The sequence below is a fragment of the Candidatus Roseilinea sp. NK_OTU-006 genome (assembly GCF_012931985.1).
Lineage (GTDB): Bacteria > Chloroflexota > Anaerolineae > J036 > Brachytrichaceae > JAAFGM01.
Genome location: NZ_JAAFGM010000023.1, coordinates 18,511 through 32,859 on the forward strand (window position 1 = coordinate 18,511; position 14,349 = coordinate 32,859).

The 14,349-nt window shown below is 64.7% G+C and carries 15 protein-coding genes and 1 riboswitch; of the genes, 4 read left to right on the forward strand and 11 right to left on the reverse strand.

Going from position 1 to position 14,349, the window contains the following annotated elements:
* Positions 1-2: 2 nt before the first annotated feature.
* Genes GXH28_RS11480 through GXH28_RS11490 form a run of 3 tightly spaced genes read right to left on the reverse strand, consistent with a single transcriptional unit; the run spans position 3 to position 3,786 of the window.
* A complete protein-coding gene (locus GXH28_RS11480; protein ID WP_169239169.1) occupies positions 3-1,319 on the reverse strand; it encodes a DUF362 domain-containing protein in 1,317 nt (438 codons plus the stop codon).
* 33 nt (positions 1,320-1,352) lie between these two features.
* On the reverse strand, positions 1,353-2,846 hold the full coding sequence (locus GXH28_RS11485) for a phytoene desaturase family protein (RefSeq protein ID WP_169239170.1): 1,494 nt from the start codon (positions 2,844-2,846) through the stop codon (positions 1,353-1,355).
* 28 nt (positions 2,847-2,874) lie between these two features.
* Positions 2,875-3,786 carry a sugar phosphate isomerase/epimerase family protein gene (locus GXH28_RS11490; protein WP_169239171.1) on the reverse strand — a complete coding sequence of 304 codons (912 nt, stop codon included), beginning with the start codon at positions 3,784-3,786 and terminating at the stop codon, positions 2,875-2,877.
* Between the two features lie 206 nt (positions 3,787-3,992).
* On the opposite strand from GXH28_RS11490, the gene GXH28_RS11495 reads away from it, so the two are divergent.
* The gene (locus GXH28_RS11495; protein ID WP_169239172.1) at positions 3,993-4,637 is read left to right on the forward strand and encodes an NUDIX hydrolase; all 645 of its coding nucleotides are present in this window, start codon (positions 3,993-3,995) and stop codon (positions 4,635-4,637) included.
* 84 nt (positions 4,638-4,721) lie between these two features.
* Here the strand turns inward: GXH28_RS11495 and GXH28_RS11500 are convergent, their stop codons facing one another.
* From GXH28_RS11500 to GXH28_RS11515, 4 genes are all read right to left on the reverse strand, one after another.
* The gene (locus tag GXH28_RS11500; protein ID WP_169239173.1) at positions 4,722-5,051 is read right to left on the reverse strand and encodes an ATP-dependent Clp protease adaptor ClpS; all 330 of its coding nucleotides are present in this window, start codon (positions 5,049-5,051) and stop codon (positions 4,722-4,724) included.
* A gap of 66 nt (positions 5,052-5,117) precedes the next feature.
* Complete coding sequence (locus GXH28_RS11505; protein ID WP_320447956.1) at positions 5,118-6,878, reverse strand: ABC transporter permease; 1,761 nt, start codon at positions 6,876-6,878, stop codon at positions 5,118-5,120.
* Positions 6,854-7,930: a thiamine ABC transporter substrate-binding protein gene (locus tag GXH28_RS11510; RefSeq protein ID WP_169239174.1), complete on the reverse strand. Its 1,077-nt coding sequence runs from the start codon at positions 7,928-7,930 to the stop codon at positions 6,854-6,856. Before GXH28_RS11510 ends, GXH28_RS11505 begins: the two co-directional genes overlap by 25 nt.
* Positions 7,931-7,955: 25 nt before the next feature.
* On the reverse strand, positions 7,956-8,639 hold the full coding sequence (locus GXH28_RS11515; protein WP_169239175.1) for a thiamine diphosphokinase: 684 nt from the start codon (positions 8,637-8,639) through the stop codon (positions 7,956-7,958).
* Between the two features lie 50 nt (positions 8,640-8,689).
* Positions 8,690-8,800: riboswitch (TPP riboswitch) on the reverse strand.
* A gap of 282 nt (positions 8,801-9,082) precedes the next feature.
* On the opposite strand from GXH28_RS11515, the gene GXH28_RS11520 reads away from it, so the two are divergent.
* On the forward strand, positions 9,083-9,589 hold the full coding sequence (locus GXH28_RS11520; protein ID WP_169239176.1) for a DoxX family membrane protein: 507 nt from the start codon (positions 9,083-9,085) through the stop codon (positions 9,587-9,589).
* Positions 9,590-9,653: 64 nt separating this feature from the next.
* Here GXH28_RS11520 and GXH28_RS11525 read toward each other — a convergent pair whose 3' ends face one another.
* The 4 genes from GXH28_RS11525 to GXH28_RS11540 all read right to left on the reverse strand — a co-directional run bounded on the left by GXH28_RS11525 (position 9,654) and on the right by GXH28_RS11540 (position 13,289).
* Positions 9,654-10,580, reverse strand: a complete 927-nt coding sequence (locus GXH28_RS11525; RefSeq protein WP_169239177.1) for an NAD-dependent epimerase/dehydratase family protein — start codon at positions 10,578-10,580, stop codon at positions 9,654-9,656.
* Between the two features lie 13 nt (positions 10,581-10,593).
* A complete protein-coding gene (locus GXH28_RS11530; RefSeq protein ID WP_206156825.1) occupies positions 10,594-11,667 on the reverse strand; it encodes a hypothetical protein in 1,074 nt (357 codons plus the stop codon).
* 130 nt (positions 11,668-11,797) lie between these two features.
* Complete coding sequence (locus GXH28_RS11535) at positions 11,798-12,559, reverse strand: prolipoprotein diacylglyceryl transferase family protein (RefSeq protein WP_169239179.1); 762 nt, start codon at positions 12,557-12,559, stop codon at positions 11,798-11,800.
* 13 nt (positions 12,560-12,572) lie between these two features.
* Positions 12,573-13,289: a class I SAM-dependent methyltransferase gene (locus GXH28_RS11540; RefSeq protein ID WP_169239180.1), complete on the reverse strand. Its 717-nt coding sequence runs from the start codon at positions 13,287-13,289 to the stop codon at positions 12,573-12,575.
* 52 nt (positions 13,290-13,341) lie between these two features.
* Here GXH28_RS11540 and GXH28_RS11545 point away from each other — a divergent pair, with 52 nt between their 5' ends.
* Together GXH28_RS11545 and GXH28_RS11550 are read left to right on the forward strand one after the other, a co-directional pair.
* Positions 13,342-13,830, forward strand: a complete 489-nt coding sequence (locus GXH28_RS11545) for an NUDIX domain-containing protein (protein WP_169239181.1) — start codon at positions 13,342-13,344, stop codon at positions 13,828-13,830.
* A gap of 136 nt (positions 13,831-13,966) precedes the next feature.
* On the forward strand, positions 13,967-14,176 hold the full coding sequence (locus GXH28_RS11550; protein ID WP_169239182.1) for a hypothetical protein: 210 nt from the start codon (positions 13,967-13,969) through the stop codon (positions 14,174-14,176).
* The last annotated feature ends 173 nt before the right edge of the window (positions 14,177-14,349 follow it).

The following is a 14,349-nucleotide window of genomic DNA, read 5'->3' on the forward strand; positions in this document are numbered from 1 at the left end:
CGTCAAGGTTCCATCCGCCACGGCGAAGTCATACAGCCGCTTTCGTCGAAGGCCAACGGCGTCTCGCCGAGGATGGTCAGTCGCGGATGAGCTTCGATCTGCGGACGCAGGTTGGGGCTCATCCACAAGTGCTCAACGTGGAGCGTATTGCGCGCGAAGACGAACGTCGGCTCGCGATCGGGCGGTACGCCGCAGCAGCGCACGGCCACTTCCAGTGCCCGCCGGTCATCGGCCATCGTGATCGGAATGACCGAGCGCTTGAGGCCGAAGGTCGTCGCAGTGATGGCGTTGGTGTAAGTCGCGATGAAGTCTATCTTGCGCACGGCGCGCGCCGTCGTCACGTTGGCCAGGCCAATGCCGGAGGCGTTGCCGTGCGTCGCTTCGGTCAAGTCGAGCAGCACCAGCGCGCCGATGTCGTTGCGGTCTTCCGGCTCCGGCTGGCGGTTGACCTCCAGCTTGCCGAGGACGTTGGTGTCCATACCGGTGCCGCTGATGTTCTTGCCCAATTCGCGGATCACCAAGATGTCTATGCTTTTGAACGGCAGGCTCATCATGAGCGATTTGGCCTTTTGCAGCAGGCGCGCTTCGGCCTCCGTGCCGATCTGGTCGGCAGTGAGGCCGACGATCTCGGCGGTCTCTTCGTAAGCATTCTCGAGGATGGCGATCGCGCCGCGCACGTTGGTGTTCGCCTCATAGATACGCGCCGCTGGCGCCAGGAAGCGCTGAAAACCAATCGTCCCCCAGGCGTGCATCATCTCCGCCCCGTGGCGCTTGCCCAGCCCGATCACTTCCATCTTCGACGGCCCGCTCTCCAGCTTGCCGTGAAAGTCGGTGTGCGGCTTGATCCGGCTGATGAGGATGGTGTGGTCGGCCGCTGCGCTGTGGACATCTTGGTGCAGGGCCGGGCCGCCGGGGATGCGGCCGATCTCCTTCACCTCCATCGTGATGCGGAACTCGCAGCCGATGCTCTCCTCGGTGACGCCCATGCCGGCCAGCAGCTCGCGCTGGCCTTCCGCCGTCGCTCCGCCGTGGCTGCCCATCGCTGCAACCACAAAGGGGCGTGCGCCATGCTCTTTCAGCCGATCCACGGCCGCGCGCGCAATGGTGACGATGTTCGCAATGCCGCGACTCCCCACCCCCACGGCGACGCTATCGCCGGCTTTGATCCGCGCGAGGATGCCGCTCGTTTCGAGCGCGCGGCGCGTCGCGAGGGCCGGGTCATCCACGCGCGCCCCATCGAACGCCTGACGCACTTCGAGCAACCTCGAGGGCAAAGGAGCAGGAAAGCGAAGGTGGGGAATCTGTTCGAGCAGTCGCATCGCGCAGTCTGTATCGGGACGGGACTTTGATGATTATAGGCCGGATGCCGATCGCTCGGTCGGCGATCGGCATCGGCCATCTGAGTTTTTGACCATCGCCCCCATTCGCTTCAGCGCCAGCCGGGCCGCATGATAGCCGCACATCCCGTGCACCCCCCCGCCTGGCGGCGTGGAGGACGAGCAGAGATAGAGTCCCGCTACCGGCGTGGCGTAGGGCGGTTGATGCAGCGTCGGGCGCGTGTAGAGCTGGCGCAGGTCTTGCGCGCCGCCGTTGATGTCCCCGCCGATATAGTTGGCGTTGTAACGCTCCATCGCAGCGGGGTTCATCACATGGCGCGCCAGGATGCGTTCGCGGAAGCCCGGCGCAAACCGTTCGATCTGCGCCTCGATGCACTCGGTCATGTCCACCGTTGAACCATGCGGCACGTGGCAATAGGCCCAGCAGGTATGACCGCCGGCCGGCGCGCGGCTGGGGTCGAAGAGGGTATGCTGCGCCAGAAGCACGAACGGCCGCTCCGGGTGCCGGCCGCGCATGATCTCTCGCTCGCCCTCGGCGATCTCGTCCAGTGTGCCACCCAGGTGCACCGTTGCGGCGCGCGCGCACTCCGGCGCTTTCCACGGGATCGGCCCGTCGAGCGCATAGTCCACCTTGAAGGCGCCCGCGCCATAGCGATAGCGCATCAGTTGGCGGCGGTAGCCGGCCGGCAGACGGTCGCCCGCGATGCGCGCGAGCTGGCGCGGGGTCACGTCGAGCAGCGTCGCGCGCGCCGGTGGCAACTCGCGCAGCGACTCCACCCGCCAGCCGGTGACGACCTCGCCGCCCATCGCCCTGAAATGCTGAGCCAGGGCGTCGGCGATGCGCTGCGAGCCGCCTTGCGCCATCGGCCACCCCACGGCGTGCGCGCTCGCGCCCAGCACCAGCCCAAACGCCGCAGTGACCGGCGCATCGAGCGGCAGAACAGAATGCGCCGCCAGACCGGCGAACAGCGCGCGGGCCGCCTCGCCGCGAAAGCAGAACTTGGCCAGCGCGCGCGCCGGCCAAACAGCGCGCAACCCAAAACGCGCCAGCGGCGCGAAGTGATGCGGCGGCAAAGGCAGCGGCCCGAGCACATCCTCGACCAGCGCATCCCACGCCTCCACCAGCGGCGCCATCAGCCGGCGATAGGCCGGCCCGTCCGCCCCCAGGCGCTCAGCCGTAGCGTCAAGCGAGCGCTCGGCGACCGCCGCGCGGCCGTCGTCGAAGGGATGCGCAAACGGCACCGACGGATGAACCCAATTCAGGCCGTATTGTTCCAGCGGCAGCGTGCGAAAGCGCGGCGAAGAGACGCCTAGCGGGTGAATGGCCGAGCAGATGTCGTGGACGAATCCGGGCAGCGTCAGCGCGGCCGAGCGGCACCCGCCGCCCACGGTTTCAGCGGCCTCAATCAGCAATACGGCGCAGCCGGCTTCGGCCAGCGTGATCGCCGCAGCTAGGCCGTTCGGCCCTGCGCCGACCACCACAGCATCGTAGCGCGCCTTGCTGCTCATAGCGAGGATGACGCCTGGCCGAAAGCGATCACCGGCCGAAGTACTCTTCCCGCATGCGGCGCAGAAAGAGGAGCGAGTCGCGCATTTCGTCCATCCCGTCCAGGCCATCTTCGATGCTGATCCAGCGCGCGTAGTCCATCTCGCGCAGGATACGAAAGATGGCGTGATAGTCGTTCAGCCCTCTGCCGATGACGCCATGGCGCAGATGCGGGGAATAGCCCAGCGTGCCATCGTGTTGTCGCAGGTCGTCCAGCGTCACACCTTCCGCCAGGTAACGATCGCTGGCGTGCATGCTCACCACGCGGTCTTTCACCGCTTGCAGCAGCGCGATGGGATCATCGCCGGCGACGATCGCGTTGGACGGGTCATATTGCACGCCGAAGTGCGTCCGCTCCGGGATAGCGTTCACGATGCGCAGAAATACATCTTTCTTCTGCGCAAATTCGGGGTAGCGCCAAGCGCCGTCTTTGTAGTGATTCTCCATCCCCAGCACCACATCGTATTCTTTCGCAATCGGAATCAAGCGCATGATAGCGTCCACCACCCATTCGATGCCTTGTTCAAGCGGCACTTCAGGATAGCGCTGGCCGCTGAGCACGCGACAGGTTGCGCCCGGCCCGCCAAGCCGTCGCGTAATGCGCATCATCTCGACCTCGTGATCGAAGGCGCGCCGGCGCATGTCGGCGTCGGGGTGCGTGAAGTCGGGCGAACAGCACATCATCGGCATCGAGAAGCCGGCCTTGCTGATGGCCTCGCCGACGCTGTCGAGATACGCGTCGTCATGACTCTCCAGGAAGCCTTCGTATAACTCCAACCCCTCCGCCGGCAACGCCTTCGCCATCTCGATCCAGTCGAACAGCGACATCGTCCGCTTGAAGGCGATCTCCTCGATGTAGCACTTGGGAAACGCCGCGAGGCGAGGGAAGCGCTCGGTCGTCATGCGGTAGAGTTTAGCCGGATCGCCGCTTGCGTTTGACGTTGGTCAGCGTGAAACCGCAGGGGCGTGTCCGAGGCCATCGCCAAGTTGCGTGTTGCCGGCGTGCTCCGCGCGGGATTGCCGGCAGCCGTGCGCTGTGGGCCTTCGGAATCGCGCGCGCCTGCAGGCGAAACGGTAGCGCGTGGCGCCGGCGGATAATAGGGGCGCCGATGGATGCGCTGAACCTAGATGCCGTGCGCCGCGCAATGCAACAGCCGCTGCCTGGATGGGCAGCGCAGTCGCGCATGGCGCCGCCGGGCCTCGCCAACCCCGTGGCGCGCGAGGCCGCGCCGCGCCAGGCCGGCGTGCTACTGCTGCTGTATCCGCGCGACGGCGCGCTGCACTTTGTGCTGACGCGGCGCGCGGATTGTCTGGGCAATCACGGCGGGCAAATCTCGCTGCCAGGCGGCCGACGCGAACTGGGCGACGCTGACTTCGTGGCCACCGCGCTGCGCGAAGGACGCGAAGAGTTAGGCGCCGCGCTGGAGGACGTCGAGCTGCTGGGGGCGCTCACGGCTTTGTATGTGCCGCCGAGCCACTTCGTCATCCATCCGGCCGTCGCCTACGCGCCGACGCGGCCGGACTTTCGCCCCAACGCGAACGAAGTAGCCGAGGTGATCGAAGTGCCGCTGCGCGACCTGCTCGATCCAACACGACGGGGCGCGGAGCTGCGTCCGCTAGTCAGCCTGGGTGGTTTGCTAAGGATGACGCCTCACTACCAATTCGGCGCGCACAAGGTGTGGGGCGCGACGGCGATGGTGCTCAGCGAATTTGAAGCCTTGCTGCACCACAACCGGGAAGGGGAGGCGACTTGAGCCATGCGTCGAGCTTGGCTTGCAGGATGAGGCGCGCGCCGATTCCAGCGCGCCCGCGGCGGACGGCTGGACGGGTTGCGCCGACTACTCGTCCGGCTCGCACGTCAGCATGAGCGGGAAGCCCTCCAGCCGTGCGGCGAAGATGGCCTGGCCGACCAGCCGCTCTGCCTCGCTGCGCGGGCGCACGCACACCAGCGCGATCCCCTCGGTGTGCGTGAGCCAGGCGATGTGCTCGGCGATCTCGCGCGAGAGCTTGAAGATCGTCTGCAACATGCGCTCTACGAACTCAAACGTCGTCACATCGTCGTTGTGGATCAGCACGCGCCACGGCGGCTCAACCCACACCATTTCGTCGGCGATGACATCGGTTTCGCTTTCGCGCTCGCGGTTGGGCAGTCGAATCGGCTCGTCCACGTCCGAGCAAAATTATAAAAACTCCCTTGGGCATGGGCGAAGGCGCCGCCTTCTTCTCTCCTCTGCTTACGCCTTGCGCGCCGATAGGGCCTGCTCGTTGACGCGCTCGATGGCGATCACGCTGACTAGCGTGACGAGCATCATCAGCGTGCTCATCGCCAGCGCCTGGCCGTAGTTCAGCGCGCCGGGTTGTCCGAGGAAGCGATAGATCACCATCGGCATCGTAGGATATTCCGGGCGCGCGATGAGCAGCGAAGCGCCGAATTCCCCCAACGAGACGGTGAACGCGAAGATCGCCGCAGCAATGAACGGCGGCGCCAGCAGTGGTAGGTCCACGTAGCGCAGCGCCTGCAACGGGCCGGCGCCCAGACCACGCGCCGCTTCGCGCAGGCGCGGGTCGAGCGCACGGATGGCCGGCACCAATGCGCGCGCGACGAACGGCAGCGCGATGAGCGTATGCGCTAGCGGCAACAGTGCGACCGACGTGCGCAGTTCAAGCGGCGGCCGATCGAAGGCCACCAGGAAGCCCAACCCCAGCGTCGCCGCGCTGGTCCCCAACGGTAGCAACAGCAGCGCGTCGAGCGATTGCGCCAGGCGCGCCGCGCCGCCGGCCGCTGAGCGGCTGCCCTGCGCAATGGCGTAGCTCAGCGGCACACCGAGCAGCATCGCCAGCGTCGCCGTAGCGCCGGCAAAGAACAACGAGTTGCGGATCGCCGTCTGGGGTGGGACGAAGAACAGCGACCCGCGCGGATTCTCGCTCAGCGCTGCGTAATAACGCAGCGGGTCGCTCCCTGATAGGTCTAGCGAACGCCAGGCCAGCGTGGCCAGGGGCAGGCCCAAGACGAGGATGATGAACGCCAGGCTGCCGGCGACGAGCGCGCGCGCCGCCGGACTGTTGACCGGCCGGCGGATGTCATCGGCTGGGCGCGCGGCTAGCGGTGCGCCGGCGCGCGTCTCCAGGCGCGCCGAAGCCCAACCCACGAGCAATGTGACAACGATCTGCACGATGGCCAGGGACGTGGCTACGTCCAGGCGCAGCAATTGCGCGGTCTGTCGGTAAATCTCCACCTCCAGCGTGGCGAAGCGCGCGCCGCCCAGGATCAGCACCACGCCGAAGCTGGTGAAGGTGAACAGGAAGGTCAGCGCTGCCGCCGCGCCGACCGACGGCATGGCCACGGGCAACGTGACGTGGCGAAAGGTCTGCCAACGGTTCGCGCCCAGCCCGGCGGCGGCTTCCTCCATGCTCGGATCGAAGGCGGCGAGGAAACCGCCCACCAGCCGGAGCACCACGGCGACGTTGTAGAACACATGCGCGAGCAGGATCATCGGCAGCGTGCCCATCAACTGTATGGGCGGCTGTTCGAGGCCGAACGCGGTTTGCAGCGCGCTGTTCAGCGCGCCGCGCGGGCCGAGCAGCGCGCTAAACGCCGCCGCAACGACTACCGTGGGCATGACGAACGGCGCCACAGCCAGCGCGCGCCATAGGCGCTGGCCGGCGAAGCGATAGCGGGCGAAGGCCAGAGCAATCGGGATGCCGGCCAGGAGCGTGAGCGCGGTGGAGAGCGCCGCCTGGCCCGCGCTGAATCCCAGCGCGCGCAGATGCGCCGGGTCGCGCAGCACCGTCAGCGGGGTTGCCCCTCGGCTGATTTCGCTGGGGGTAAACGAGACGCGCGCGATCTCAATGAGCGGCCAGGCGAAGAAGACGGCGAGGAAGACGAGCGCCGGCGAAGCGATGAGGAGGGGAGCGATCGCCGATTGAGGCCGAGCGCGCAGAGTCGCCGATCGCCCCCATTGCCCAGGGCTCACTTGAGGACGAGCTGCGTCCACGTCTCGATCCACTGGTCGCGGCCCTGATCAATCTGTTCGGGCGTCAGGGAGAAAGCCTGCGCCGGCGGCTGGCCGAACTTCACAAACACCTCCGGCCACTTGGCCGTCTGCGCAACCGGATAGACGAACATTTGCAGTGGGATATCCTCCTGGAAGCGCCTGCTCAGCATGAAGTCCACCCACTTTTCGGCCAGGTCGCGGTTCTTCGCGCCCTTCAAGATGCCGACGAACTCGATCTGCTCGAAGGCCGTGCCCTCCAGGTTGCCGGTGGGCGGTTCTTCCAGCTTGCCCTCGCTGAAGAAGACCTCGGCAGCCGGACTGGTGGCGTAGGAGACGACGAGCGGGCGCGGTCCCTTGCCGCTGCTGCCGCTGAACTGGGCGTAGTAGGCATCGCTCCAGTCGGGGCTGACATACACATCGTTGGCCCGCAGGTCGCGCCAAAACTGCTTCCAATCGTATGCGCTGCCTTCGGGGAAGGCGGCGATAGTCGCCAGCAGGAAGGCGAGGCCGGGTGACGATGTGGCCGGGTTTTGCACCACCAGCTTGCCCTTCCATTGCGGCTCGGTCAGCTCGCGCAGCGAAGTGGGCGGCGCCAGCCCCTTCTCTTGCAAGTAGGCTTTGTCGTAGTTGATGATCACATGGCCGTAATCCACCGGCAGCATCCGGTTTTGCGGGTCGAGCTTGAAGCGGTCGGGGATGTCGGCCAGCGCCGGGGAGTTGTACGGCTCGACGATGTCGGCGGCCAGCGCGCGGCCGAGGAAAGTGTTGTCCACGCCGTAGATCACGTCCGCCAGCGGCGCATCCTTGCTCAGGATGGCCTTGTTCAACGTCGAGCCGGCATCGCCGGACTTGAGGATGACGACCTTGGCGTTGTTGGTCCGCTCGAATTCGGCGATCACGTCTTCGCTGGCGCTGAAGCTGTCGTGGGTCATGATCGTCAGTGTGCGCGGCGCAGCCTGCTGCGGCTGCATCACGGGTCGGGTCGGCGGCGCTTGCAGGGCGCATGCTGTCAGCAGCGTCGCCATCGTTAGAGAAAGGGTCAAGCGTTTCATCTTCATTTGCCTCACAGATTGGGAGTTATCGGTTGTCAGTCGTCGGGGCGTGATGGATGATCACGCATAGCAGCATCCCTTGTCGCAGGGAGACAGTCGCTTCCTCGCCGAGCAGGACGTTGCTCACGCCGCGGGCCGGGCCGATGAACAACGACTCGTCGCGCAGCGGATATTCCAGCCCGGTGGTGCAAATGCCGTGGGCGTCGCCGCCGAAGGGCAGGAGCGAGACGGTGTCACCGGCGCTGCCGCGCAGGGTCAACGTCGCCGGCTGATCGCGCGCGTCTATCAGGAAGACGCGCTCGCATCCGTGCGCCAGCGACACGTGCGCATGCTTAAGCGCCGGCATCGCCAGCAGCAGCATGTTGGCCCACTCGTGGTCTAACCGCCCGCCACACGCGCCGAGGATGACGATCTCCGGCCGTTCCTCGTCGCGCAGGGTGCGGGCAGCGAACAGCAGCGCAAGCTCCAGGTCGGTTTCGTCCTTGCGGGTTGGGTGACGGTGCAACTGTGCGCCGCGCCGCGCCAGCTCGGCGAGCGCATCTTCGTCCAGCGAATCAAAGTCGCCGATGACGTGCGCCGGCGTCAGCCCCAAAGCCAGCGCGGTGCGCGCGCCGCCGTCAGCGCAGATGAGCATGGCGCCTGCCTCTAGCCAGCGCGCGGCTTCGTCTTGTCCCGGCGGATCGCCGTTGGCAATGATCACAATGCGCATCGGTAAAAGCAAATCCCCACTGGGGATGCCAGTGGGGACGTGGTAAGAGCCGATAGCGCTTCGCGTTTCCCTCCGCTGGCATGACCCAGATCAGGTTCAAGGGTCGGCGCCGGATTGGGCGCCCTCTCAGCCCGCGTCCGCGGACTCCCCGTTCGCGTATTGGATTGTGGGCAAATTATACCGCCATGACCTGGGCGACGTTTCTCCAAAAGGGCAAGCCAATCGGGTAGGCGAAGGCAGAGCCGCCGCCTGCCTCTTCCCTAAGCGGGGTTTGTCCCCCTGGGGCTGAATCGCCGGCCATGGGAAAAGTAGCTCGGTGTTGCATAGCGCGATTTGATGCGTCCACCCGGGTGAGAAAAGTCAGGTCTGACCGGCGCGGACCGACCATGACAATTGAACGCGAATGTGAGACGATTCGTGCTAATGTCCAAGGATGGTGGATCATGTCAACGGATAAATCAATTGCACTGCTGCAACTGAATTTCAATCAGATTGACCGGCGCATCACGCGTTGGATGGCACGGCACGGCATCACCCTGCTGCGCACCGGCCTCGGCGTCGTGTTCCTCTGGTTCGGGGCGCTCAAGTTGATCCCCGGCCTCAGCCCGGCGCAAGACCTGGCCGCGCGCACGATCGGCGCGCTCACCTTTGGGCTGGTGCCGCCGGCGGTGAGTGTGCCGGCGCTGGCCATCTGGGAGTGCCTGATCGGCCTGGGGATGATCAGCGGCAAGTTCATGCGCGTCACCATCCTGCTGTTGTTGGCGCAGATGCTGGGCACGCTCACGCCGCTGGCGCTCTTCCCCGGCGAAACGTGGGCCATCTTCCCCATTGCGCCGACGTTGGAGGGCCAGTACATCATCAAGAACATCGTGCTGATCAGCGCGGCGTTGGTGATCGGCGCGACGGTGCGCGGCGGCTACGTGCTGGCCGAGCCAGGCGACTGCCGATAGCGCGCTGCGATTACATGTCGCGCGCATCTGACGAGCGCGAACGGTGCTCCCAAGGTGGGCTGCATCACCCGCGCTCGGCGAAGGTCATGCGCAGGCCCTCGCGCAGCCCGATGGGCTGGAAGCCAAACGCCTCGCTGCAGCTAATGCCGTCGCGGCACGACTGGTCGAACTGCGTGGCAAAGATCACGGCATCGCGCGAGAGCGCCGGCGTGGGCAAGCGTTCGCCCATCCAGCCGGCCAGGAGGAGCAGGCGCTGTGGGATGTGCACCGGTATTTTGCGCTGTCCCGCAGCGTTGACCTGAGCGACGGCCAACAGGAGTTCCTTCCAGGTCACCTCGTCCGGCCCGCACACGTTGACCACGCCGCGGATTGTCGAACGCTCGATGGCGTGCGCAATTGCGCGCGCCACGTCATCCACATGCACGGGCGCGCAGCGCGCAGCGCCGGCGCCGGGGATGGGCACGAACGGCGACCATTGCGCGGCGCGCGCCAACCGGGGGAAGTATTTGTCGTCCGCGGCATAGACCACGTTCACGCGCAGCGCGATGGCCGGGATGCCGCTCTCGAAGATGGCCTGCTCGGCCGCCTGCTTGGCCCGTATGCCGGGGTGGGGTGGGTTTGGGTTGCCAAGGGCGATGCCGCTCATGTAAACCAGACGTCGCACGCCGGCCTTTCGCGCAGCGGCGACGCAGTATTCCGTGCCGGCGCGATCCACGGCGTCGAACGTCTCGTTACGCCTTGGGTTCTCAACTGGAAAGTTCTGGAATTGGTGGGAGAGCACAGCCGCATCGCATCCTGCGAATGCTGGCGCCAGCGAGGCGGGGTCGCGCACGTCGCCCTGCGCATAGTCAACGGGCAGCCCGCGCAGCAAGGGCACATCGGGCCGGGCGCGGCGCGAAAGAATGCGCACGGCGTGGCCGCGCGCGCACAGCAGTTTTGCCGCGTGTCGGCCGATCAGTCCGGCGCCGCCGGTGATGAGGATCGTCGCCATGGGGATCCGTGGTTCAAGCCAGATATTGGCCGGTGTTCTTGTAGCGCGTGCACAAGGCGGCGACGTAGGTTGTCAGTTCGATCAGCTTCTTCTCTTCCTGCGCCTTCTCGAGCCACAAGTTGAGCGCCCTGGCGCGCGTGATTAACTTGTCGAGCAGGTCAAAGACCACCACCGAATCCACGCTGACCCAGTAGGCGATGCGCGAGATCAAGAGTTGCTTGTGCGCTTTGATGAAGGCTTCGGCGCGCATGAACCGGCTAAACAATTCGCGACGTGTGCAGCGTTGTGGCTGCGGACGAAACATCTCCTTCAGGTCAGGGTCCACATAGCCGGTGACCTTGTGGTAGTAGCGGTTAGGTTTGGCCTTCATGAATTGGGCCACGGTCAGCTTCACCTCGGTGTAGGGTTCGAGCATCCAGCTTTCATCCACCTCGACCAGCGGCGGACAGACGCCCAGCTCCTTGACCACGCGGTCGGTAAAGCGCAGTTTCTTCAACGCGGTTGGATAGTGGCGATATACCCGCTGCCAATTTGAGCGCGGTGTGAGCCATACGGTGAACGTCTCGGCAAAATCCTCGTCCGGGTGCTTTTGCGCGTAGTAGTCGCCATTGGGGTTGACGTAGCTGCGGCTCCACGGGTTGTAGCGATACTCGTCCCTCTCCGGGTAGGTGTTGAAGAAGTGGCCGCGCACATTGAACAACTCGCGAAAGTCCCTGCGCCGGTAGAGCTTGTAGGCATAGCAGAAGGCATGTCCGCACTCGTGGCGCAGCAAGTCGAAGATGTCGGCGTCGCTGTAGCGCCAGCCGCGAAACTCCTCGTTCAGCTCCTTGAGCAGCGGGTGAAAGTCGTAAAAACCTAACGAGATGATCGGCTGGCCGGCGATGCAACCATAGCCCGTTGAGATGTAGAAGACCGGCTCGAGCTTGCGAACGCCGGCCCGTCGCAGCTCCTCTTTCACCAGCGGGATAGCCTGAGCAAAGATCGTGTCCTCGAACTTCAAGTCGAGTTGGTTGATCGGCGTGTTGAGCAGCTCAAGTTTGAGCGTATCCGTTTGAAACAGCAACTCGCGCGTGCGTCGCATGGCCATATCCCCTTCCGAGATAGCCGTGATCGGACGGCCGCGAAATAGGGCAAAAGCGCGACCGCGCTGTCAGGATGCGGCGGCAACAGTGTACCAGAATTGGGTGCGACGCAACCGATGGCTCAGCGGGCGCGCGTTATGGTAAACGTTGGATCATCGCGGCGGATGCCAACCCCCCTAAGTCCAGCCACTGGTAAATGCGCAAGCCAGCCAACATCGGCGCTGGGTCGCCGCGAAGGAACTGGATCAGAAAGTCGCCGGCGGCAAAGCACAGGATGGCGAAGCTGATGGCCGGTGAGACTGATCGGCAGCCCCGGCGGTTTGCCCGCAGCCCCGTCCAAACCGCCCAGCTCGCGCCCGTCGCCGCTAGCCAGGATGCCATCAATGCCTGCGTCGGCCAGCGCGGGTTGTGGATCGAATAGGCATCCGGCCAGTCGGCGCGCAGCAGCCATGCCGGCGAACTTTCCCCATCTGTTTGCCAGAACACCTCACGACCATACGCGCAGCCGTTCGGAATACAACCGATGGACGCGGCGATGCCGACGAGCGAAAGCGCGAGCGGAAGCCACTGCCGGACAAACGCCGGAGACATGCAGCGCACGACGCGCAACGCCAGGATCAGCCCAATGGTGCCGCCCCCGACCGCCCCATGTTCCGACAAGCCGGCCGAAGAGAAAAGCTCATGCGTGTGTTCGCGGAAGTATTCCCAGTGCAACGCGACGTAGCCGATGCGGCCAAAGGCCAGGGCGAAAAGGGCGACGACGCACACCCCCATGATGACGCGCCCATCGCGTGTGTGGCGCCAGGCCCAGGCCGAGGTCGCCAGCACTGCTGCTGCGATGAGCGCGGTGTAGAGATTGAGCGCGAACGGGCCGACCGAGATGAACTGCGAAAGCATACTTCGTTTGGTTTCACGGTGCGCTTTTAGCGAAATCCCCAACGATGTGCACTGCGCACGCATCGGCGATGAATCGCTCGATGAGCGCGCTCAAGCGGAACGCAATCTCGCCGAAGGCGAGATACGTGGGATCGTGGATTGTCTCCAGCGCGCAGACGCGCAGGCCGAAGTCGCCGGCCAACTTGCGTAGCGCGCGCAGTGTGTTCGCCCGATAGGTCACCGGAAAGGTATCCGCCCGGACGCGCCCGTAGCATATGCGCACGAGCGGTGCCTGCGCCAGTTTTGGCGTCAGCCGATTGAGCAGGGTGACGTAGTTGGCTGCGTTGGGCGTCAGGAAAACGAAATGGCCGGCCGGCTTGAGCACCCGACTCACCTCGGCGAATAAGCGAGCCGGTCGGGCGATGTGCTCGATCACCCACGAACACACCACCAGATCAAACGATGCCGCCCGAAAGGGGATTGCGTCCGCTTCGCTCAAGACGCGATGCATGGCGCGCACGCGGTTGCACGACAGCGAGGGCCAATGGCGGTCTATGCCGGCCAGCATCTTCACCTGCGCGCCCAGCAGTTCCATCACGCCACCTGCGCCGCAGCCCAGGTCGAGCACGATTGCGTCGCTGGTCGCATATTGACGGACGCGCGACTCGTAGACCTCTCCGCTCGTACGCCAGCCGGGGCGCATGGCGCGATAGCGTTCGCGGTATCGGTTCTGCCTGTCCAGCGAAAGCACACCTGCAGCCTAACATATCCAGGCGTTGACCGATCGCGTATCATCAGCCTTCATGACACAATCCTCGACGATCCTCTACGACTGGACCGGCGCACCCGTGGAACGGCTGCCCAGTCGCATTCAGTGCAGCGCTTCGGCTTTTATCTTGAACGAGCAGGGGCATTTGCTGTTGCAATTGCGCCAGGATAATCGTCACTGGGCGATGCCCGGTGGGCGACAAGACATCGGTGAGAGCATCACCCAAACGTGCGTGCGCGAGGTGTGGGAAGAGACCGGCCTGCGCGTGCGGGTCAAGCGGTTAATTGGCATTTACTCCGACCCGACGCAGTTCCTGGTGGCCCGTTATCCAGGCGGCGAGGTGGTGCAAATTTGCAATATGTGCTTCGAGTGCGAGATCATCGGTGGACAACTGGCGATCTCATCCGAGAGCGTGGACATCGGCTTCTATCCACCGGACGCGCTGCCGGAGCCTGTGTTGCTTGCGCATAAGATTCGGATTCAGGACGCGCTCGCAGGTGCTCCACAACCCTTCCTGCGCTGAGCGCTGCGATGGAAATCCGGCAAACACCAGCTTGGCCCGATTTAGCTGTTCCTGACCTGTGCCCGAACTTGTGCTTGCACCGCAAATCTATCCATAAAAATTTGCGGCTGGTTATCTGCGCTGGTATAATGCAGCTTTGCTTATCGGCTGCTCTTCAGAGCTTATCAGGAGGGAGGGGCACACCGTGATCAAGCTGACCAAGCTAGAGAGGACAATTCTGGAAGCGATCAAGACGGCGCCATTGGGGCTGCCCGATTGGCATGCGCTGTCCAAAGCCGAGCATATTGCGCTCGACTACATCCAACAGCGCGTCGAATGGATGCGCCGGGCAGGCATTATCAAGTAGCGCTATCCGCATTTGTCCGAAGTTTGAAAGGGGCGGCATCGCCTGGTGATGCCGCCCCTTTTTGATGGTCGCCGACAGTGGCGTCACCTCAAATCTCGTGCTGGTCGCTATAATCGTCGAGGTTGTGACTTGACGCACATAGCGCTTTCAACATCCGCACACAGAAGGTCTTT